At 69.0% G+C, this 19651-nt stretch carries 19 protein-coding genes; 10 read left to right on the forward strand and 9 right to left on the reverse strand.

Annotated features, from left to right (window positions below):
• Nucleotides 1-3: 3 nt before the first annotated feature.
• Together ACQEU1_RS34240 and ACQEU1_RS34245 are read right to left on the reverse strand one after the other, a co-directional pair.
• On the reverse strand, nucleotides 4-342 hold the full coding sequence (locus tag ACQEU1_RS34240) for a hypothetical protein (protein WP_433210574.1): 339 nt from the start codon (nucleotides 340-342) through the stop codon (nucleotides 4-6).
• A 117-nt stretch (nucleotides 343-459) separates the two neighbouring features.
• Nucleotides 460-897 carry a hypothetical protein gene (locus tag ACQEU1_RS34245; protein WP_433210576.1) on the reverse strand — a complete coding sequence of 146 codons (438 nt, stop codon included), beginning with the start codon at nucleotides 895-897 and terminating at the stop codon, nucleotides 460-462.
• Between the two features lie 89 nt (nucleotides 898-986).
• Here ACQEU1_RS34245 and ACQEU1_RS34250 point away from each other — a divergent pair, with 89 nt between their 5' ends.
• On the forward strand, nucleotides 987-1910 hold the full coding sequence (locus ACQEU1_RS34250; protein WP_433210578.1) for a GNAT family N-acetyltransferase: 924 nt from the start codon (nucleotides 987-989) through the stop codon (nucleotides 1908-1910).
• On the opposite strand, the gene ACQEU1_RS34255 is transcribed toward ACQEU1_RS34250, so the two are convergent.
• Nucleotides 1860-3419 (reverse strand): sodium:solute symporter, encoded by a 1560-nt coding sequence (locus ACQEU1_RS34255; protein WP_433210580.1) that lies wholly within the window; start codon nucleotides 3417-3419, stop codon nucleotides 1860-1862. The genes ACQEU1_RS34250 and ACQEU1_RS34255 overlap by 51 nt on opposite strands.
• Entirely contained in the window at nucleotides 3407-4531 is a 1125-nt protein-coding gene (locus ACQEU1_RS34260; RefSeq protein WP_433211954.1) for an anhydro-N-acetylmuramic acid kinase, read from the reverse strand. Before ACQEU1_RS34260 ends, ACQEU1_RS34255 begins: the two co-directional genes overlap by 13 nt.
• A gap of 120 nt (nucleotides 4532-4651) precedes the next feature.
• Here ACQEU1_RS34260 and ftsY point away from each other — a divergent pair, with 120 nt between their 5' ends.
• A complete protein-coding gene (gene ftsY / locus ACQEU1_RS34265; RefSeq protein WP_433210582.1) occupies nucleotides 4652-5926 on the forward strand; it encodes a signal recognition particle-docking protein FtsY in 1275 nt (424 codons plus the stop codon).
• Nucleotides 5927-6086: 160 nt separating this feature from the next.
• Here ftsY and rfbH read toward each other — a convergent pair whose 3' ends face one another.
• From rfbH to ACQEU1_RS34280, 3 genes are all read right to left on the reverse strand, one after another.
• Nucleotides 6087-7403, reverse strand: coding sequence for a lipopolysaccharide biosynthesis protein RfbH (gene rfbH, locus ACQEU1_RS34270; protein WP_433210584.1), 1317 nt, complete (start codon nucleotides 7401-7403; stop codon nucleotides 6087-6089).
• On the reverse strand, nucleotides 7400-8521 hold the full coding sequence (locus tag ACQEU1_RS34275; RefSeq protein ID WP_433210586.1) for a nucleotide disphospho-sugar-binding domain-containing protein: 1122 nt from the start codon (nucleotides 8519-8521) through the stop codon (nucleotides 7400-7402). The genes rfbH and ACQEU1_RS34275 overlap by 4 nt, the downstream gene beginning before the upstream one ends.
• A 78-nt stretch (nucleotides 8522-8599) precedes the next feature.
• Complete coding sequence (locus tag ACQEU1_RS34280; protein ID WP_433210588.1) at nucleotides 8600-9346, reverse strand: IclR family transcriptional regulator; 747 nt, start codon at nucleotides 9344-9346, stop codon at nucleotides 8600-8602.
• 76 nt (nucleotides 9347-9422) lie between these two features.
• On the opposite strand from ACQEU1_RS34280, the gene aceB reads away from it, so the two are divergent.
• The 4 genes from aceB (at nucleotide 9423) to ACQEU1_RS34300 (ending at nucleotide 13930) form a co-directional block, all read left to right on the forward strand.
• Entirely contained in the window at nucleotides 9423-10907 is a 1485-nt protein-coding gene (gene aceB, locus ACQEU1_RS34285; protein WP_433210590.1) for a malate synthase A, read from the forward strand.
• Nucleotides 10907-12076 carry a DUF6986 family protein gene (locus tag ACQEU1_RS34290; RefSeq protein ID WP_433210592.1) on the forward strand — a complete coding sequence of 390 codons (1170 nt, stop codon included), beginning with the start codon at nucleotides 10907-10909 and terminating at the stop codon, nucleotides 12074-12076. The genes aceB and ACQEU1_RS34290 overlap by 1 nt, the downstream gene beginning before the upstream one ends.
• A gap of 75 nt (nucleotides 12077-12151) precedes the next feature.
• Nucleotides 12152-12619, forward strand: a complete 468-nt coding sequence (locus ACQEU1_RS34295; RefSeq protein ID WP_433210594.1) for an Imm1 family immunity protein — start codon at nucleotides 12152-12154, stop codon at nucleotides 12617-12619.
• Nucleotides 12620-12649: 30 nt separating this feature from the next.
• The gene (locus ACQEU1_RS34300) at nucleotides 12650-13930 is read left to right on the forward strand and encodes an FAD-dependent oxidoreductase (protein ID WP_433210596.1); all 1281 of its coding nucleotides are present in this window, start codon (nucleotides 12650-12652) and stop codon (nucleotides 13928-13930) included.
• Here ACQEU1_RS34300 and pucL read toward each other — a convergent pair.
• The gene (pucL, locus tag ACQEU1_RS34305; RefSeq protein ID WP_433210598.1) at nucleotides 13857-14735 is read right to left on the reverse strand and encodes a factor-independent urate hydroxylase; all 879 of its coding nucleotides are present in this window, start codon (nucleotides 14733-14735) and stop codon (nucleotides 13857-13859) included. The genes ACQEU1_RS34300 and pucL overlap by 74 nt on opposite strands.
• A gap of 4 nt (nucleotides 14736-14739) precedes the next feature.
• On the reverse strand, nucleotides 14740-15222 hold the full coding sequence (gene uraD, locus ACQEU1_RS34310) for a 2-oxo-4-hydroxy-4-carboxy-5-ureidoimidazoline decarboxylase (protein WP_433210600.1): 483 nt from the start codon (nucleotides 15220-15222) through the stop codon (nucleotides 14740-14742).
• A 122-nt stretch (nucleotides 15223-15344) separates the two neighbouring features.
• Here uraD and ACQEU1_RS34315 point away from each other — a divergent pair, with 122 nt between their 5' ends.
• Genes ACQEU1_RS34315 through ACQEU1_RS34330 form a run of 4 tightly spaced genes read left to right on the forward strand, consistent with a single transcriptional unit; the run spans nucleotide 15345 to nucleotide 19648 of the window.
• Nucleotides 15345-16091, forward strand: a complete 747-nt coding sequence (locus tag ACQEU1_RS34315) for a hydroxypyruvate isomerase family protein (protein ID WP_433210602.1) — start codon at nucleotides 15345-15347, stop codon at nucleotides 16089-16091.
• The gene (locus ACQEU1_RS34320) at nucleotides 16088-16945 is read left to right on the forward strand and encodes an NAD(P)-dependent oxidoreductase (RefSeq protein ID WP_433210604.1); all 858 of its coding nucleotides are present in this window, start codon (nucleotides 16088-16090) and stop codon (nucleotides 16943-16945) included. The genes ACQEU1_RS34315 and ACQEU1_RS34320 overlap by 4 nt, the downstream gene beginning before the upstream one ends.
• Before the next feature lies 1 nt (nucleotide 16946).
• The gene (gcl, locus tag ACQEU1_RS34325; protein ID WP_433210606.1) at nucleotides 16947-18647 is read left to right on the forward strand and encodes a glyoxylate carboligase; all 1701 of its coding nucleotides are present in this window, start codon (nucleotides 16947-16949) and stop codon (nucleotides 18645-18647) included.
• Nucleotides 18644-19648, forward strand: a complete 1005-nt coding sequence (locus tag ACQEU1_RS34330; RefSeq protein WP_433210608.1) for a glycerate kinase family protein — start codon at nucleotides 18644-18646, stop codon at nucleotides 19646-19648. The genes gcl and ACQEU1_RS34330 overlap by 4 nt, the downstream gene beginning before the upstream one ends.
• The last annotated feature ends 3 nt before the right edge of the window (nucleotides 19649-19651 follow it).

A 19651-nucleotide genomic window follows, 5' to 3' on the forward strand; every position in this document is an offset into this window, starting at 1 on the left:
AAGCTACTGGCCGGTAGGGGACCCTTCGTGTTCTCGCATGATCTTGGGCACCCCCGCGAGGTCCTCTTCGTTGCACAGCAACTTGAGGTCGTAGTACGGGTTGCCGTGCGTGTCGTCGTAATCGAGATGAACTGCGATCACGTCCACGGGTTCGCCCAGCCACTCCTGAGTCTGCCGCAGCCAGGCGGCAGCACGTTCCAGAGCGGACGGAAGATCATCGTCTCGGAATTCGACCGGCCGGTAGGGAACGCCCTGGACACCGTCCCGGTTGTTCGCCGGCAAGGGCAGGTCGACGGCCACCCCGGATTCGTTGAGATCGAGTTGGATCGTTTCCTCACTCACCGTAGAAGAGTCCCCCACCCTCACCTGGCCTGCAAGCCCGAATATGGGTGTCGTGCCCGACCGTGCGGCGGTATACCAGTGCGCGCGGGTGCACCGGTGTGAGTGTTGTCTCCCGGGTCAGCGCGGCTTCTTGAGGAACGCGATGTCGCGCTTGACCTTCGTGATCCGGTCGTGGGTCGGCACGAGCACCCTGGCCAGCGCCGACTGGAGCAGCTCCAGCTCCTGCGCGGCGCCCTCCGCGTCACCCGCCTGGTAGCGCAGGTTCGCGAGCAGCTGCCTGGTCTCCAGAACGGCGTCGTGCTCCGGGCCGTGCACGCGGACGAGGTCGTCCAGCAACGGTGTGCAGACCTCGACGGCCTTCCTGAACTGCTTCGAGGTGCCGAGGACCTTCGCGAGTGTCAGCCGGAGGTCGAGCGTGCGGGGGTCGTCCGCGCCGATCTCGCGCGCGTGATCTTTGGCGAGAACGCGGAGCTCGGCGGCGGCGCCGCGGAAGTCTCCTGCGTGCGCCCTGGCCTCGGCGGCGGCGGTCCGGACGGCCAGTTCTTCTGACGACACCCCTGCCATTTTACCGGGCCGCGCGTCCGTTACCTGAGAGCCGGGAAAACTCCCTCGCGTCGAACGGCCGTGCGAGTGACCATCTCTTCATGTACGACATCCGTTTCGCCGAACCTGGCGACCTCGGCGCCACGATGGCGCTGCTGGTCCGGCTCCAGGCCGACAACGCGCACCACATCGGGTACCTCGGTGAGACAGTCGAAGAGCTCCGCGCGGAGCTCGGCGAGTTCGAGCCCAGCTGGGCCGACTGCACGGTGGTGGCCGTCGACGCCGACGACAACATCACCGGCATGCTCAGCGTGGAGGTCGACGCCGAGCTCGGCCGTGCGTGGCTGCACGGACCGTTCGTCGACGTACCGGTCAACCACCCGGCGGGCAGCCGCATCTGGGACCAGACCGCCGACGCGCTGTTCCGCCGCGCCACCGAGCTCCTCACCGGCATCACCGACCTGGAGCTCTACGGGCACACCGCCCACCGGCGGCTGGCCGCGTTCGCCGAGAGGCACGCCTTCAGCGCCGGCAAAGCCAGTGCCATCCACATCCTCGACAACGGGGACCTGCGCACGTTGCTGCTGAGGGACGCCAAATGCCCCAGCGAACGCGAGATGCGCGTCCTCCCGACCGACCGGTTCGTGCACGAGGCCGTCGCGGTCCTGCACGAGCGATGTTTCCCCCGCACCTACTTGTCCGGGAAGCAACTCGTCGAATCCGATCCGAAGAGCCGCACCGTCGTCGTCGCGATGGACGGGGACCGCGTCCTCGGGTACGCCGCCGGCAAGGCGCAGCCCGAGGAGTACTACGTCGACTTCGTGGCCGTCGAACCCGACGTCCGCGGTCAGGGCGTCGGCGTCGCCCTCGTCACCGAACTGCTCTGGAAGCTCGCGGCCGAGCACGGGGCTCGGCCGCAGGCCGCCGCGTCGATCTACGCGGGCAACGAGTCGTCGCAGAACATGTTCGCCCGCCTAGGATTCCGTCTTCACATCGAGCTCGTCTCCTACCGGCACACCGCGTGAGTGACGTAGTGAGAGCAATCCACCCACCAGCAAGGTGACCGCCACCCCCAGGGGCGTGTTCCACCAGCCGGTCAGGGACTTCAGGTCGGCCGTGGCCTTCCCGAAGTTGATCGTCGGAGTGCTGCCGGCGAACTTGACCCCGAGAATCACGAAACCGACGACCAGCACCGTCGCCACGAACGCGATGATCGCGTCCACCTGCGTGACGCGCTTGAAGATCAGGCCGAGGAGGAAGGCCCCGAGCAGCGCGCCGTAGGTGTAGCCGGCGATGCCGAGCGCCTGCACCACGATCGGATCCGCCGTGGTCTTGTTCGAGGAGGCGAACAGGCCCGCGCAGACGATCAGCAGACCCGCCCACACCAGGGTCCAGATCCTGCCGTGGCGCAGGCGTTCGTCGTCGGTCATCGGGGTCTTGCGGACGCGTTCGTAGACGTCCGTGACGGTGCTGGAGGCCAAGGCGCCCAACGAGGACGAGAGCGCGGCCGCGAGGATGCCGGCGATCACGAACCCGGACAGGCCCGACGGCAGCTCGTTCACGATGAAGAACCCGAAGAGCTCGTCCTTGTTGCCGAGCCTGAGGTCCTTCACGGGGTCGACGCCGTTGTAGAACGCCCACAGCATCACGCCGATGAACAGGAAGAACGCGAACTGCAGGAACACCACGAAGCCGGAGGCGATCAACGCCTTCTGCGCGGACTTCACGTCCTTCGTGGACATGAGCCGCTGCACGATCAGCTGGTCCGCGCCGTGCGAGGCCATCGACAGCAGCGCGCCGCCGAAGAACGCCGCGACGAACGGGTACGCGCCGGTCAGCGGTGACGAGGTGAAGTCGAAGACCTGGAACTTGTTGACGTCCACGGCCTTGGAGAACCAGCCGTCCGGCAGCTCGCTCGACAGCCACCAGATGATGATGAGGCCGCCCAGGACGTACCAGAGCATCTGGATGGCGTCGACCCACACGACCGCGCGCACGCCGCCGAAGAAGCTGTAGAACACCATCGCGATGCCGAGCGCGGCGATGATCGTCCAGTAGCCGGCGTCGATGCCGTACTGGGCGAGCACGAGCTTGATCGGGATGGCCGTCGCGAAGAGCCGGATGCCGTCCGCGAGCAGGCGCGTGAAGAGGAACGTCACCGATGCCGTGGCACGCATGCCGTTGCCGTAACGCTTGCCCAGGAACGCATACGCCGTGACGAGGTCACCGGCGATGTAGCGCGGCAGCAGCACGAAGCTCACGATGATGCGTCCGACGATGTAGCCGAGCGCGAGCGTCAGGTACGTCATGCCGCCTTGCGCGGGCGTCGCGACGTACGCGATCACCGGCACGCTCAGCACCGTGAGCGTCGACGTCTCCGCGGAGACGACGCTGAGACACACCACCCACCACGAGATGCGCTTCTCGCTGACGAAGTAGTCGGTGGACGACTTCTGCCTGCCGCCGATCCACATGCCGAGCAACGGCATCCCGACGAGGAACAGGGCGATGATCGCGAGGTCTAGTCCGCGCATTTCGGTTCCCCCACAGTCAGCTTGGTCGGTGCGTTGGTGACGGGTTCGGGCATCCGCAGCGGGCCGGCGCCGGGCGTGATGCTGCCGAGCAACCGCGGCCCCGACGCGCCGGTGGCGGACGGCGTGTTGCCCGCGATCCCGTGCCACGTCAGGAATCCGAGCAGCGCGGCCAGGTAGGCCTCCTTGCCGTCGCGCGGCAGGCCGAGCGAGTCGCTGATCTTCAACGGGATGGGGTCGAGCGCCTTGGTCAGGGCTTCGACCAGCACCGGGTTGCGCATGCCGCCGCCGGACGCGACGACCGTGCTCGCGTCGTGCGCGCGGCAGGCGTCGGCGATGGTGCGGGCGGTCAGCTCGACCAGCGTCCTGAGCATGTCCTCGGCCTGGACCGTGGGGAAGTCCCGCAGGTACTCGGCGTTGAACAGCTCCTTGCCGGTCGACTTCGGCCACGGCTTGGCGTAGTACGGGTCGGCGAGGAGCTTCTTGAGGACGTCCTCCCGGACGGTGCCCCTGCTCGCGAACTCGCCGTTGGTGTCCTGACGCCGTTCGCCATTGGAGAGGACCTCCACGACGGCGTCCATCAGCGCGTTGCCCGGCCCCGTGTCGTAGGCGATCGGCGGGCTGCCGGGTCGCACGACGGTGATGTTCGCGATTCCGCCGATGTTGAGCGCCACCGCGTTGTCCGGCATGCCGGCGAGCCACAACGCGTCGAGCGTGCTCGCCAGCGGTGCCCCGTGGCCTCCCGCGGCGACGTCCCGCACGCGGAGGTCGGCGATCACCGGCACGCCCGTCCGTTCGGCGATCCAGGCCGGCTGGCCGAGCTGCAACGTGCCGAGGCAGTCGCCGTCCTGCACCTCGTGGTGCACCGTCTGCCCGAGCGAGCAGATCAGGTCCGCCGGCAGGTACCCGGCGGCGACTTCGCCGAAAGCCTGCCCGAGCGACGTGTCGAAGGCGCACACTTCAGCGAGGTCCCGCGGCTTCGCCAGCAGGTCCTTCGGGAACGGGTGCTCGGCGCACTGCACGGGTGCGAGCTCGACGACGTCGCCAACGATCGACAGGTCGGCGACGGCGACGTCGATGCCGTCCATCGACGTGCCGGAAATCAGTCCGATCACCCTCACGACGTGTGGTCTATTCCACACCGTGGTCACGCGCAAGAGCTTTGGTGAAATCTTCGCCTAATTGAGCAATACATGGTTGACAGGTCACATCCGGGTCTGTGAAACCATGAGCCCGTGTCGACGTCCTCCCTTGTCCTGATCCTCGTCGTCGTGGCGGTCGTGCTGATCGCCGCGCTGGTGACCGGTGTGGTGCTGACGCGTCGCCGTCGCATCAGCCTGACCCAGAAGGAGGAGACGCAGAAGCCCGGCGGCTACCAGGTGGAGTCGGGGATCTCGTTCACCCCGGCCGCCCCCGACGCCGTCGTCGAGGCCGTGGTCGTGCCGCCGGTCGAGCACCCGGTCGCCGACCGCACCGAGGTCGACGGCCAGCCGGGCGTCGGCGACGACGCCTCCGTGCCGCGCGACTCGGTGAAGCGCGGCTTCGTCGAGGTCGACCTGCCCGTCGAGGCGTCCGAGGTCGAGGAGATCGAGCCCACCGCCGGTCGTCTCGAACGGCTGCGCGGCAAGCTCTCCAAGTCGCGCAACGCGTTCGGCACGTCGTTGCTGGGCCTGCTGGGCGCCGGCGACCTGGACGAGGACTCCTGGCAGGACGTCGAGGACACGCTGCTGATCGCCGACCTCGGCGCGACGCTGACCACCGAGATCGTGGCGACGCTCCGCTCGAAGATCGCCGGTTCCGGCGTGCGGACCGAGGCCGAGGCGCAGGCCCTGCTGCGCGGCGTGCTGGTCGACGCGCTGGGGCCGAAGATGGACCGTTCGCTGAAGGCGCTGCCGCACGAGGGCAAGCCCGCCGTGTTGTTGGTGGTGGGCGTCAACGGCGTCGGCAAGACCACGACGACGGGCAAGCTCGCGCGTGTGTTGGTCGCTGACGGCCGCACGGTGCTTCTCGGCGCCGCTGACACGTTCCGCGCCGCCGCTGCCGACCAGCTGGAGACCTGGGGCAAGCGGGTCGGCGCGGAGACCGTGCGCGGGCCGGAGGGCGGCGACCCGGCCTCCGTCGCGTTCGACTCCGTCAAGCGCGGCATGGACGCCGGCGTCGACACGGTGCTGATCGACACCGCCGGCCGGTTGCACACCAAGGTCGGGCTCATGGACGAGCTCGGCAAGGTGAAGCGCGTGGTCGAGAAGCAGGCCGTCGTCGACGAGGTGCTGCTCGTGCTGGACGCCACCACCGGCCAGAACGGCCTGACGCAGGCGCGCGTGTTCGCCGAGCAGGTCGCCATCACCGGCATCGTGCTGACCAAGCTGGACGGCACGGCGAAGGGCGGCATCGTGTTCCAGGTGCAGCGCGAGCTCGGCGTGCCGGTGAAGCTCGTGGGCCTGGGCGAGGGCGCCGACCACCTGGCTCCGTTCGAGCCTGGCGCGTTCGTCGACGCCCTCCTGGGCTAGGCCCTGTCCCGCAAGTCTCGTCGGGCGAGAGCGGCGGCCGAGGGCCCCGGAGGTGGTGCCGCCGCAACGTCCGAATACGCCCGGTATGAGGCCGTTGCGGCGACACCACCTCCGGGACTCTCACCCGCGTCTCTCACCTGACGAACTTGCAGGACAGGACCTAGGCAGCCGCCTGGACGCCCGCCTCCATGAAGGTGCGGATCGACGACGTCACGTAGTCGATCATCTCCTCGGTCAGCCGCGGGTGCGTGCCGAGCCAGAACGTGCGCTCGGTGATCAGGTCGCTGTTCGTGAGCGACCCCGACACGCGGTGCTCGATGTCGCGGTACGCGGGCTGGCGCAGCAGGTTGCCGCCGAACAGCAGCCGCGTGGCGATCTTGCGGTCGTCCAGGTACCGGACGAGGTCGTTGCGCGAGAACGGCAGCGACGGGTCGAGCGTGAGCAGGAAGCCGAACCAGGCCGGGTCGCTGTTCTCGGTGGCGACCGGCAGGACCAGCCCCGGCACGCCTTCGAGCCCGTCGCGCAGCAGCTGCCAGTTGCGGCGGCGCGCGTCGGCGAAGCGGTCGAGCTTGCCGAGCTGCGTCACGCCCAGCGCGGCGTTGAGGTCGGTGGACTTCAGGTTGTAGCCGATGTGCGTGTAGATGTACTTGTGGTCGTAGCCCGCGGGCAGGGTGCCCATCTGCCACTCGAACCGCTTGAAGCAGGTGTTGTCCTTCGCGGGCTCGCACCAGCAGTCGCGGCCCCAGTCGCGCATGGACTCCATCACCCGCGCGAGCCTCAGGTTCGACGTGGCGCAGATGCCGCCCTCACCGGTCGTGATGTGGTGGGCCGGGTAGAAGCTGATCGTCGAGACGTCGCCGAACGTGCCGGTGAGCCTGCCGTCCAGGGTGGAGCCGAAGCCGTCGCAGTTGTCCTCGACGAGCCACAGGTTGTGGTCGCGGGCGATGCGGGAGATCGCGGCCGCGTCGAACGGGTTGCCGAGCGTGTGGGCGAGCGCGATCGCCTTGGTGCGCGGGCCGATCGCGGCCTCGATCGCCTCGGGCGTGGCGTTGTAGGTGCCCAGCTCGACGTCGACGAAGACGGGCACGAGCCCGTTCTGGATGATCGGGTTGACGGTCGTGGGGAAGCCCGCCGCCGCGGTGATCACCTCGTCGCCCGGCTTGAGCGCGCGGTCGCCGAGCGCGGGTGAGGTCAGCGAGCTGATCGCGACCAGGTTCGCGCTGGAGCCCGAGTTCACCATCAACGCCTTGCGCAGCCCCAGTTTCCGCGCGACGCCGGACTCGAACGCCTTGGTGTGCGTGCCCGCGACGATCTTCATGTTGAGCGCGGCCTGGACGAGGGCCACCCGGTCGTCGGCGTCGAACACCGCGCCACCGGTGAGCACCGGCGTCTGGCCGGGCACGAACTTCGTCTCCTCCTCTTCGGAGGCTCTGTGGTAGGCCAGGGTGGCGGCCAGGACGACTTCCTCGGCACTCATGCGAGCACTCCCTGCAGGTGAGCGACGACCTCGGACGGGGACAGCAGGCCGGCGTTCTCCTCGCGGAGCTGCTGGGCCTTGCGACGGGCGTGCGGGGTGTTCAGCAGGCCCAGCACGGCCTCGCGGATGTTCTCGGCGCCGGACTCGCCGGGGTGCAGGCAGATGCCCGCGCCGGCCTGGGCGATCCGGTCGCCGTGCTCGAAGTGCACGCACATCTGCGGCAGCACCAGCTGCGGCAGGCCGTTCGCCAGCGCGGCGAACACGCTGCCCGCGCCGCCGTGCGTGATGGCGACCGACGACGTGCGCATCAGGTCGTGCAGCGGGACGCCGGGCACCACCCGGACGTTGGCCGGCACGTCGGCGCAGTGCAGGCCGGAACCGGCGGCCACGACCACCTCGACGTCCACGTCGGCCAGCGCGTTCAGCGTCCGCGACAGCACCGAGTCGTGGTCGCCGGAGATCGGCACGTTCCCCAGCGTCACCGCGACCCGCGGCCGGCCGCTCTCGGGCAGCAGCCAGTCCGGCAGCACCGCGGAGCCGTTGAACGGCAACCAGGTCATGGGCAGCGACGGGCACTCGGGCGTGCCGGTCTGCAGGCTCGGCGGGCACACGTCGACCCACCACTGCGGCGGGTTCGGCCGTCCCCAGGTCCGGTAGAGCGGTTCGAGGCGGTGGTCGGACTCGGCGTCGACCTCCGGCGGCAGCGTGAGGCCCCAGCCGTGCTTGATGCGCGGGATGCCGTGCCGCGCGGCGACCACCGGTCCCGCGTACTCCCAGGAGGTGTGGATCAGCAGGTCCGGCTGGAACCGCCGGGCGACGGCGTCGAGGGCGTCGATCACGCGGTGCGCCAGCGGGACGTAGTAGCTCGCGACGTGGTCGGCGAGCGACTCGGCGCCCGCCTGCTGCGCCGGCCTGGTGGCGTGGTCGGGGGCGAGCTCGGACAGGGAGATGTCGGCGCCGAGCGACACCGACGAGAGGCCGGCGCGGGCGGCCACCGCCGCCATCGAGTCCGGCATCGCGACGACCACGTGATGGCCTGCGCTGCGCAGTGCCCAGAGCAGCGGGACCATGGGGTAGAAGTGGCCCTGATTCGGGCAACTCGTCACCAGGATCTTCATGTCCGAAGACCGTAGGGTGACGTGCGCCACTACCCGGTAACTGCTCGTGGCACCGCTCTCACATGGCGAAATGCCAGGTCAGTCGGCAGCGGCCTGATCAGCCAGGCGCTTCGCCACGGCCAGCACCTCGGGCAGGATCCGGCTCACCGCGTCCTTGGTGAGCCGCCCTTCCGGACCGGACACCGACACCGCGGCGAGCGTCGGCCCGCCGATCACAGGCACGGCGATGCACCGCACGCCGAGCTCTTGCTCCGACTCGTCCAGCGCGAACCCGCGTTCGGCGATCCCGTCCAGCGAGTCCAGGAGTTCGGACGCGTCCGTGATCGTGTTGGACGTGTAGGCGGGCAGACCGGTGCGTTCGAGCAGAGCGCGCACATCGGACCGTGGCAGCTGGGACAGCATCGCCTTGCCCACGCCCGTGCCGTGCGGCAGCAGGCGGCGGCCCACCTCGGTGAACATGCGCATCGAGTGCTTCGACGGCACCTGCGCCACGTAGACGACCTCGTCGCCGTCCAGCACGGCCAGGTTCGCCGTCTCCTCGACCGAGTCGACGAGCTGGGAGAGCAGCGGGCGCGCCCAGGTGCCGTACTGGCGCGACGCGGTCTCGCCGAGGCGGATCAGCCGCGAGCCGAGGGTGTAGCGGCGGTTGCTGTTCTGCCTCACATAGCCCAGCGTGACAAGGGTGCGGATGAGGCGGTGGATCGTGGGCAGGGGCAGGCCGGACGTCGCGGCCAACTCCGACAGCGATGCCTCGCCGCCCGCGTCTGCCAGGCGTTCCAGCAGGTCGAAGGCTCTTTGCAGGGACTGCACGCCACCTGTGGACACGTGCGGCTCCTCCCGTTGCAGTTCCGCAATGCAAAAACTATAGTCCACACAGCAAAACCTAGAGAGGTGGATCCAGGTGCAGGTGCTCACCGAAGAGGCCCTTGAGTTCGTCGCGAAGCTGCACGAGGCGCACGCCGCCCGCAGGGACGAGTTGCTCGCCCTTCGCAAGGAGCGCCGGCCCCTCGGGTTCCTGCCGGAGACGCAGAGCGTGCGGGACGGCGAGTGGCAGGTCGCGCCGGCGCCGGAAGCGTTGCGGGACCGGCGGGTGGAGATCACCGGGCCGACCGAGCGCAAGATGACGATCAACGCGCTCAACTCCGGGGCCAAGGTGTGGCTCGCGGACCTCGAGGACGCGAACACGCCGCACTGGGACAACGTCGTGCAGGGACAGGTGAACCTGTACGAGGCCGCGCGCGAGACGATCGAGTTCACCTCGCCCGAGGGCAAGGAGTACAAGCTCAAGGGCGGGCCGTACCCGACGATCGTGGTGCGCCCGCGCGGGTGGCACCTCGACGAGCGCAACCTGCAGTTCGGCGGCAAGAACGCCGTGGGTGCGTTGGTGGACTTCGGTTTGCACTTCTTCCACAACGCGGAGCTCGGCAAGCCGTACTACTACTTGCCGAAGATGGAGTCGCACCTCGAAGCACGGCTGTGGAACGACGTCTTCACGATGGCGCAGCAGTTGTTGGGCGTTCCGCACGGCACGATTCGAGCCACGGTGCTCATCGAGACGATTCCGGCCGCGTTCCAGATGGAGGAGATCCTCTACGAACTGCGCGACCACGCGTCGGGGCTCAACGCCGGTCGCTGGGACTACCTCTTCAGCGTCATCAAGTACTTCCGTGACGCAGGTGCGGACTTCGTGCTGCCGGACCGCAACAGCGTCACGATGACGGCGCCGTTCATGCGCGCGTACACCGAGCTTCTGGTGAAGACGTGCCACAAGCGCGGGGCGTTCGCCATGGGTGGCATGGCGGCGTTCATCCCCAACAGGCGTGATCCCGAGGTCACCGAGAACGCGCTGCGCAAGGTCCGCGAGGACAAGACGCGCGAGGCGAACGATGGTTTCGACGGCTCGTGGGTGGCACATCCTGATCTCGTGCCGATTTGCCGGGAGATCTTCGACGGGGTGCTGGGCGACCGGCCCAACCAGATCGACAAGCAGCGACCCGAGGTCAGCGTGACGGCCGAGCAGCTGCTCGACTTCAAGTCCGCCGGTGGTGCGGCGACGCGGGCCGGGCTCGAAGGCGCTGTCGACGTCGGCGTGCGCTACATCGCGTCGTGGCTCGGCGGCAACGGTGCGGCCGCCATCCACAACCTGATGGAGGACGCGGCCACCGCGGAGATCAGCCGCTCGCAGATCTGGCAGTGGATCAACAACAAGGTCGTGCTCGACGACGGCACGCAGGTCACGCCGGACGCCGTGCGCGAGGTGCTGCGCCGCGTCGGCGCCGAGGTCGAGGGCCCGCACGTCGCCGCGGCCGTCGAGCTGTTCGAGCAGGTCGCGTTGTCCGAGGACTTCGTGGACTTCCTGACACTGCCGGCGTACGAGCGCATCTGATGTACCAGACGTCGCTGTCCCCCGAGGACGTCGCCAGGCTCACCGCCCGGCTGTCCACTGTGGAACGCAGCTGGCCGGTGGGCCGTCAGCCCGTGCACACGTGCTACGTGCCCGCCGGTCGCGTCATCGCCTCCACGGTCGCCGACTGGGGCCGTGAGGCGCTGGAGTCGATCGAACCGGACCTGCTGCCGGACCTCCCGGACGGTGTGCTGGACCGCGTCGAGGCCAAGCTGCGCCGCGAACCGGTCGAAGATCTGCGCATCGACTTCGAGGACGGCTACGGCGCGCCGGACGACGACGTCGAGGACATGGACGCCGAGAGCACGGCCCACCTCGTGTCCCGCTGGGTGGCCGACGGAACGGCCCCGCCGTCGATCGGGCTGCGCGTCAAGTCGTTCGACACACCCGCTCTGCGCGAACGCGGACTGCGCACTTTGGACATCTTCCTGACAGCTTTGCCAGAAGTTCCGCCAGGTTTCGTGATCACTTTTCCGAAGGTGACATCTGCCGACCAGGTCGAGGTGTTCGCCGAGGTCCTCGACCTCTTCGGGGGCGATCTGAAGTTCGAGATCCAGGTCGAGACCACCCAGTCCATCGTGGACGCCGATGGCCGCCTCGCCATCCCGCGGTTCATCGCCGCGGGCGGGGGCAAGGTGACAGGTCTGCACTTCGGCACCTACGACTACACGGCGGGCTGCGGACTGTCCGCCGCACAACAACACCTGGCCCACGGCGCGTGCGACTTCGCCCGTCACGTGATGCAGGTTTCCGCAGCTGGGACGGGTGTTCGCCTGTCCGACGGCTCCACCAACGTGCTGCCCGTCGGCGAGAACAAGCGGCACGGCTGGGACACCCACTACCGGCTCACCCGCCGGTCACTGGAGCACGGTTTCTACCAGGGTTGGGACCTCCACCCGGCCCAGCTCGTCACCCGGTACGCCGCCGTCTACGCCTTCTACCGAGAAGGACTCGAAGCGGACGCCGCACGACTGAAGTCGTACGTCGAACGCGTCTCAGGAGGCGTTCTGGACGAACCCGCGACCGCCCAGGCGCTCTCGGCGTTCTTCCTCCGTGCGGTGGACTGCGGTGCACTCGATCCGGTGGAAGTGCAGGTCGCGACCGGTCTCGACGAGTCAGGACTGCGGGGCCTGGTCGCACGGTCGGGCTGATCGGGGTCTCACCCGTTCGTGTGGTTCTGTCAATGGGTGTCGAATAGTGCGGGCAATGGGTGCAGGGTGACTCGCATGAGCATGCGAGCCGGCCTCTGGACGGGGCTACCCGACCTCGACGCCGCGGAGCACAGGTACCAGGTGGTGGCGTGCGACGGCGACGTCGACACGTTGATCAGGCTTCTCAGCCGCCCGGAGTGCAACGACGGCTCGCTCGACCACTTCGGCCGCGACCTCACCCCCGAGGGCGACCAGGACCACAACGTCGTGCTCGCCGTGCGCGACGGGTGGGGCTACATGTACTACGTCGACAACGCCTTCATGGGCTGGCCCAAGGGCTCGCCGGGGGCGCCGTACGTCAACGAGAAGTACACGGACTTCCCGCCCGGTGTAGGAGTTCCACTTGACGTGTTCCGGCAGCTGCTGATCGAGTTCATGATCTCCGGCGAACGCCCGACCGGCGTCGACTGGTACAGCGAGGCCGACCTGTTCCACTCGTGGCGCGACCAGCAGATGGCCCTGCGCACCGGCGACAGCCGCTGACTCTCAGCCGCGCGCTGGTTCAATGGCCGCATGAAGGCCGTGGTGATAGGTGGGGGAATCGCCGGCTTGCTGGCGGCGCGCGTGCTGGGCGAGGCGCACGACGTGGTGGTGCTGGAACGCGACGAGCTGACGGACGCGCCCGAGTACCGGGCCGGGGTGCCGCAGGGCAGGCACACGCACGGGCTGCTGGTGCGGGGCGGCGAGTTGCTGGAGGAGCTCTTCCCGGGGCTGCGTGACGAGCTCGTGCGACGCGGCGCCGTCCTGGCTGATGCCGGGGACATGCGGATCCTGCAGCCCGCCGGGTGGCTCGCCAGGACGCATCTCGGGTTGCCGTTGCTGTCGTTGAGCCGGCCGTTGCTGGAGACCACGATCAGGCGGCGGGTCACCGCCGAGATCCGGAGCGGGGTGCACGTCACCGGGTTGTCGGTGCGCGACGGGGTGGTGGACGGCGTGCTGACGCGGGACGGCAAGGTCGACGCCGACCTCGTGGTGGACGCGTCCGGCCGGTCCTCGAAGCTCGCGGCCTGGCTCGCGGAGGCGGGCATCGCGACGCCGGAACCCGAGGTGGTCGACTCCGGCACCGGGTACGCGACGCGGCTGTACGAGGCGCCGCAGGACTTTCCCGTGGTGTACGCGGAAAGCCTGTCCGCGCCGGACGTCTCGCGCGGTGTCGCGGCGATGCGCGTCGAGGGTGACCGGGTGATGGTCACCGCGCAGGGGGCGAACGGGGATCATCCGCCGCGGGATCTCGACGGGTTCCAGGGGTTCCTGGACTCGTTGCGGGCGCCGATTTCGGAAATGCTCGACGGCGCCGAGGCGCTCACGCCCGTGTACCTGTTCGCGCGCACGGCCAGTCGGCGCAACGCGTTCGAGAAGGTCGCGAACTGGCCGGGCGGGCTCGTGGCGGTGGGCGACGCGGTGTGCGCGTTCAACCCCGTGTACGGGCAGGGGATCACCGTGGCCGCGATGGACGCGCTGCTGTTCCGGCAGCACGACGACTTCAGCGCCAAGGGGTGCCAGGGGTTTCAGCGCAAGGTCGCCAGGACGTCGCAGCTGCCGTGGCTCATGTCGAGCAACGCCGACCGCGGCTGGACGGAGGCCCAGAAGGGCGGCCTGCTCGGCTGGTACCTGAAGAAGTGGCAGGTCGGGGTCGTGCACGACCCCGACCTGTTCAGCCGCTTCGTCAGGGTCGTGCACATGGTCGCCGCGCCGGCGACCCTGCTCAACCCCGTCGTGTTCAGAAGGCTGGCAAAGTACTCCAGGCAAGGCCCGCGTCCGGAGCGTCGTCCCGCAGGATCGACCCCTCGATGAGGCCGTACGGGCGGTCCGCGGCGTAGAAGACCTCGTTGTCGTTCTCCAGGCCGAACGCGCTCAGGTCCACCAGGAAGTGGTGCTTGTTCGGCATGGAGAGCCGCACCTCGGCGACCTCCGGGTGGGCCTGGAGGACGGCTTCTCCCATCGCGTACAGCGTCTGCTGCAACGACAGGGAGTGCTTGTCCGCGAACGTCTTCAGCATCGCCGACCGGATCTCGGCGAACGACTTCGCCCAGTCGACGTCCGTGCCGACGTAACGCCAGCGGGCCGTCACGGACGTCGCGAGGATCCGGTCGTTCGTCTCCTTCAACGTCGTGTACGGGTCCTTCGGGTAGCCGTGGAACTCCGACCCGGTCGACTTCAGCACCACGAGGTCGCGCACGCCCGACACCACCCAGGCCTGGGCGCCCTCGATCGTCACGGCGGTGGTGCGCTTCTCGTTCGACCCCTGGACGAACGAGTGGTCGTGGCCCTCGATGCGGTCCCACGAGTGCTCGTCGATCAGGATCCGCGCACCCGAGATGGGTTCCTGCGACCCGACGAAGTGCCGGCCCAGGCGTAGCGCGAAGTCCTCGATCTCGCCCACGGGCGCCTGCTTGGCGAACGCGTAGACGGTGTTCTTCTGCGTGTCGGTGGCGAGCACCTTCGCGTTGTCGCCGGTGAGGTGCGTGTCGGCGAGGTCTCCGCGCAGCGAGGTGCTGACGGTCAGGTCTTTGATCGTGTGCACGGAACCGTTGCGCGACACCGTGACGAGGCGGTTCTCCGCCTTCCCGTACTGGTTGGGGCCCAGGACGATGGCCATGAAATCAGCTCCCGATCAGCTTCTGCAGCCGCAAGGCGGCGATCTTCGCGAGTTCGTCGTTCACGACGCGGAGCTCGACGTCCGGCGGGTTGTCCATCCGGGTGGACAGGTCGTCGAGCATCTCCGCACCGCTCAGGCCGGTCGCGCACACCAGGTAGATGTGCCCGAACCGATCCTCGTACGCGGCGTTGGCGGCCGCCAGGCGATCAGCCTGCGAGCTGTCCACACCGGACTGTTCGGACCGCGACCACCTCGCCGACACCCCACCTGTCTTCTGTCGTTCGCCGATGCGCGGGTGCCCGGCGATCGCGCCGAGCACCTCCTCGTCGGAAAGTCCTTGTGCGGCAACCGAAGCAGCCGCGAGGAGAGCATCCATCGACGCGTAGGGCCTGCCCGCCGCCACGGCGTCGATCCAGCGGGGTACCGCGAGGCACTCGGAGAGCAGAGGACGGAGTTCGGCCTCCGGGGCGCTGTTGAAGCTGTCCACGGTTCTCCAAGTTTCTACATCGCGGAATTGAACTTCCACATTCTTGACCCGGCCTGCTCGGGATGTCTAGTGTCTCCGTAGTACGAAATCCAACTTCCGCAATGTGGAAGGACTAGCCACCGATGTTCGACGCAAACCTCTCGATGCTCTTCACCGAGCTGCCGTTGCTGGAACGCCCGCAAGCCGCGCGCGCCGCAGGGTTCGACGCGGTCGAGATCTGGTGGCCGTTCGCGGACGCCGTACCCGAGACGCGCGAGATCGAGGCGTTCGAGACCGCGATCGTCGACGCGCAGGTGCGCCTCGTCGGCCTCAACCTCTACGCGGGCGACATGCCGGCGGGCGACCGCGGCCTGACGAGCTGGCCTGGCCGGGAGACCGAGTTCCGGACGAACGTCGAGATCACCGCGGCCATCGCGGCACGGCTCGGCTGCCGCACCATCAACGCGCTGCACGGCAACTTCGAGACCACCGCGCAGACCGTCTCCAACTACCGCTTCGCCGCCGACGTCGCGGCGGAGATCGGCGCGCAGGTCGTGGTCGAACCGCTGAGCGGCGCGCCGAAGTACCCGATCAGGACCGCCCACCAGGCGTTCGAGCTGATCGACGAGATCGACCGCGGCAACGTGAAGCTGCTCGCGGACCTGTACCACCTCGCCACGAACGGCGACGACCTCGACACCCTCGCCGACCACGTCGACCGCATCGGTCACGTGCAGATCGCCGACGCTCCCGGACGCGGCGAGCCCGGCACCGGCGAGCTGGACCTCTTCGGGCACCTCGCGAAGCTCCGCGCCAACGGCTACAGCGGTTTCGTCGGCGCCGAGTACAAGCCCGTCACCCACTCCTTCGCTTGGAGGGATCAAGCATGACCAGGATCGGTTTCATCGGACTCGGCATCATGGGCAGCCCGATGGCGGCCCACCTCGTAGCCGCCGGGCACGACGTGACGGGCTTCGACCTCAGCTCGGCGTCGCTGGAGAAGCTGGAAGCCGACGGCGGCAAGGCCGCCACCAGCGCGCAGGAGGCCGTGAGCGGCGCCGAGGTCGTCATCACGATGCTGCCGAACCACCCGCAGGTCGAGGCCGTGATCGACGAGGTCACGTTCGACGACGGCACGTTGTTGATCGACATGAGCACGATCCGCCCGTCCACGTCGATCGGCATCGCGCAGAAGCTGACGAACGTCCGGGTGCTCGACGCGCCCGTGTCAGGCGGTCAGACCGGTGCCGTGCAGGCGAGTCTGAGCATCATGGTCGGCGGCACCGAGGCCGACTTCGCCGCCGCCAGGCCGTTCCTGGAGATCGTCGGCAAGACGATCGTGCACGTCGGGCCGCACGGCGCGGGCCAGGTCGTGAAGGCAGCGAACCAGCTGATGGTCGGCGGCATCTACGCGCTGGTCGCCGAGGCGATCGTGCTGCTGGAGGCGTCCGGCGTCGACCCGAAGGCGGGCCTCGACGTGCTCGCGGGCGGTCTCGCCGCGAACCGGATCCTCGACCTCAAGCGCGAGTCCATGATCGCGCGCGAGTTCCAGCCCGGCTTCCGGATCGACCTGCACCACAAGGACATGGGCATCGCACTGGACGCGGCACGCGCCGCCGACGTCGCGCTGCCGGTCACCAACCAGATCGCCGCGCTCGTCGCGGCGGCACGCGCGCAGGGCTACGGGTCGCTCGACCACTCCGCGCTGCTCAAGGTCGTCGAGAACTTCGCGGGAAGGGCCTGAAATGCCGAAGATCCCAGTCATGCAGGCGGTCGTCGAGGTCCTCAAGTCCGAGGGCATCGACGTCGTGTTCGGCTGCCCCGGCGCCGCGATCCTCCCGCTGTACAAGGCGATGGAGGAAGACGGCGGCATCGAGCACCTGATCGTGCGGCACGAGGAGGGCGCCACGCACATGGCCGACGGCTGGTCGCGCACGACCGGCAACGTCGGTGTCGCGATCGGCACCTCCGGCCCGGCAGGCACGAACATGATCACCGGTCTGTACACCGCGCAGGCCGACTCCGTGCCGATCCTCTGCATCACCGGCCAGGCGGCGGTCTCCAAGCTGCATCAGGAGGCGTTCCAGGCCGTCGACATCGTCTCGATCGCCGCACCCGTCACGAAGTGGGCGGTGCAGGTCAAGGAAGCGGCGCAGATGCCGTGGATCTTCCGCGAGGCGTTCCGGATCGCCCGTTCCGGCCGGCCGGGCCCGGTGCTGATCGACCTGCCGATCGACGTGCAGAAGCAGGAGATCGAGTGGGACTCGACGATCGACGAACCGTTGCCCGTGGCCAAAAGCGCGCCGTCTGACGCACGCGTCGACCGGGCGTTGGAGATGCTGCTCGCCGCCGAACGCCCACTGCTGCTCGCGGGTGGCGGTGTCATCCTCGGCGAGGCGTCCACCGAGCTGCTGGACCTGGCTGAGTTCCTGCAGATCCCGATCCAGGCCACCCTGATGGGCAAGGGCGCGATCGACGAGGACCACCCGCTCTACGCGGGCATGACCGGCATCCAGACCTCGCAGCGCTACGGCAACGCGTCGTTCCTGGAGTCCGACCTGGTCCTCGCGCTCGGCGCACGCTTCGGCGACCGCCACACCGGCGACCTCGCGACCTACCGCGGCGACCGCAAGTTCATCCACGTCGACGTCGAGCCGACCCAGATCGGCAAGGTCTTCGGACCGGACCTCGGCATCGTCGCGGACACGAAGCTGTTCCTGAAGGCCCTGCTGGACAAGGCGAAGCAGCACGGACCTCGGAAGAGCGGCGTGTGGGTCGAGCGGTGCCAGGAGCTCAAGCGCACGCTGCTGCGGCGCGAGGACTTCGACACCGTCCCGGTCAAGGCGCCGCGGGTGTTCAAGGAGATCAACGAGTTCTACGGCCCCGACACCTACTTCGTCACGGCCATCGGGCTCTACCAGATCTGGTCCGGCCAGCACCAGAAGGCGCACAAGCCGCGGCACTACCAGGTCTGCGGCCAGGCCGGTCCGCTCGGCTGGGAGATCCCGGCGGCCATCGGGGTCAAGAAGGCCAGGCCGGACGCGGAGGTCGTCGGTGTCGTCGGCGACTACTCGTTCCAGTTCCTGGTCGAGGAACTGGCGGTCGGCGCCCAGTACGACGTGCCGTTCGTGCTGATCATGCTGAACAACGAGTACCTCGGCCTGATCCGGATGGCCGAGGACCACGGCGGCTACGACATGAAGTACGAGGTCGACATCCACTACGACACCACGGGCTCGGACAACGTGAAGATCATGGAGGCCTACGGCTGCTCCGGCATCCGGGTCGCCGATCCGAGCGAGATCCGCGCCTCGCTGGAGTGGGCCCGCAAGGAGGCCGACCGCACGTCCAGGCCGGTGCTCGTGGAGATCATGATCGAACGCGAGGGCAACACCGCGAACGGCACGTCGATCGCCGCGATGAAGGAATTCGAGCCGCTGCCGTGACGCACGTGATCGTCGCGCCGGACAAGTTCAAGGGATCGCTCACCGCCCCGCAGGTCGCTGCCGCCGTCGCGCGCGGCCTGCGGGAGGCGGTCCCGGACGTGGACGTGCGCCTGCACCCGGTGGCCGACGGCGGCGACGGCACCGTCGACGCCGCTGTCGCCGCCGGGTTCCTCAAGGTCGGGCGCTGGGTCACCGGACCGGCCGGCAAGCCGGTGCCCGCGTCGTTCGCCGTCAAGGGCACGACCGCCGTGGTCGAGGCGGCCTCGGCGGCCGGGCTGACGTTGCTGGACCGGCCCGCACCGCTCGACGCGACCAGCCACGGTGTCGGTGAGCTGCTGAAAGCCGTGCTGGACGTCGGCTGCACCACGGTCGTGCTCGGGCTCGGCGGCAGCGCCTGCACGGACGGCGGCGCGGGCATGCTGGAGGCGCTCGGCACCACGTCGTTCGACGGCGTGGACCTCGTGCTGGCCTCGGACGTGGACAACCCGCTGCTCGGGCCGTCCGGCGCGGCGGCGGTCTACGGGCCGCAGAAGGGCGCGTCCCCCGAGCAGGTGGAGATCCTCGAAGCCCGGCTCAGCGCGTTCGCCGAGCGGATAGGGCCCGAGCACGCCGCACGGCCCGGTGCGGGTGCGGCGGGCGGCATCGGGTTCGCGGCGCTCGCGGTGCTGGGCGCGCGGTTCCGGCCGGGCATCGAGGTGGTCCTCGAACTGGCCGGGTTCGCCGAGGCCGTCCGGGACGCGTCGCTGGTGATCACCGGCGAGGGGTCGCTGGACGCCCAGACCAGGCACGGCAAGGCGCCGTACGGCGTGGTCAGGGCCTCGGGCGACGTTCCGGTGGTCGCGGTGGCCGGTCAGTGCTCGGTCGAACCCGGTGACCTGGGGCTGAAGGCCGCCTACGCGCTGCTGGACGTCGAACCGGACCTCACGCGGTGCATGGCCCAGGCCGAAAGTCTGCTCGGGGTTCTCGGCGGTCGCATCGCCCGCGACTGGGTGTCACAGTGAGCG

It is taken from the genome of Lentzea sp. CA-135723, from assembly GCF_050936595.1.
Lineage (GTDB): Bacteria > Actinomycetota > Actinomycetes > Mycobacteriales > Pseudonocardiaceae > Lentzea.

Coding starts and splice junctions, on each gene's coding strand:
- ACQEU1_RS34250 (WP_433210578.1), top strand. CDS start 987: ATGTACGACATCCGTTTCGCCGAACCTGGCGACCTCGGCGCCACGATG.
- ACQEU1_RS34255 (WP_433210580.1), bottom strand. CDS start 3,419: ATGCGCGGACTAGACCTCGCGATCATCGCCCTGTTCCTCGTCGGGATG.
- rfbH (WP_433210584.1), bottom strand. CDS start 7,403: ATGAGTGCCGAGGAAGTCGTCCTGGCCGCCACCCTGGCCTACCACAGA.
- ACQEU1_RS34275 (WP_433210586.1), bottom strand. CDS start 8,521: ATGAAGATCCTGGTGACGAGTTGCCCGAATCAGGGCCACTTCTACCCC.
- ACQEU1_RS34290 (WP_433210592.1), top strand. CDS start 10,907: ATGTACCAGACGTCGCTGTCCCCCGAGGACGTCGCCAGGCTCACCGCC.
- ACQEU1_RS34295 (WP_433210594.1), top strand. CDS start 12,152: ATGAGCATGCGAGCCGGCCTCTGGACGGGGCTACCCGACCTCGACGCC.
- ACQEU1_RS34300 (WP_433210596.1), top strand. CDS start 12,650: ATGAAGGCCGTGGTGATAGGTGGGGGAATCGCCGGCTTGCTGGCGGCG.
- pucL (WP_433210598.1), bottom strand. CDS start 14,735: ATGGCCATCGTCCTGGGCCCCAACCAGTACGGGAAGGCGGAGAACCGC.
- ACQEU1_RS34315 (WP_433210602.1), top strand. CDS start 15,345: ATGTTCGACGCAAACCTCTCGATGCTCTTCACCGAGCTGCCGTTGCTG.
- ACQEU1_RS34320 (WP_433210604.1), top strand. CDS start 16,088: ATGACCAGGATCGGTTTCATCGGACTCGGCATCATGGGCAGCCCGATG.
- gcl (WP_433210606.1), top strand. CDS start 16,947: ATGCCGAAGATCCCAGTCATGCAGGCGGTCGTCGAGGTCCTCAAGTCC.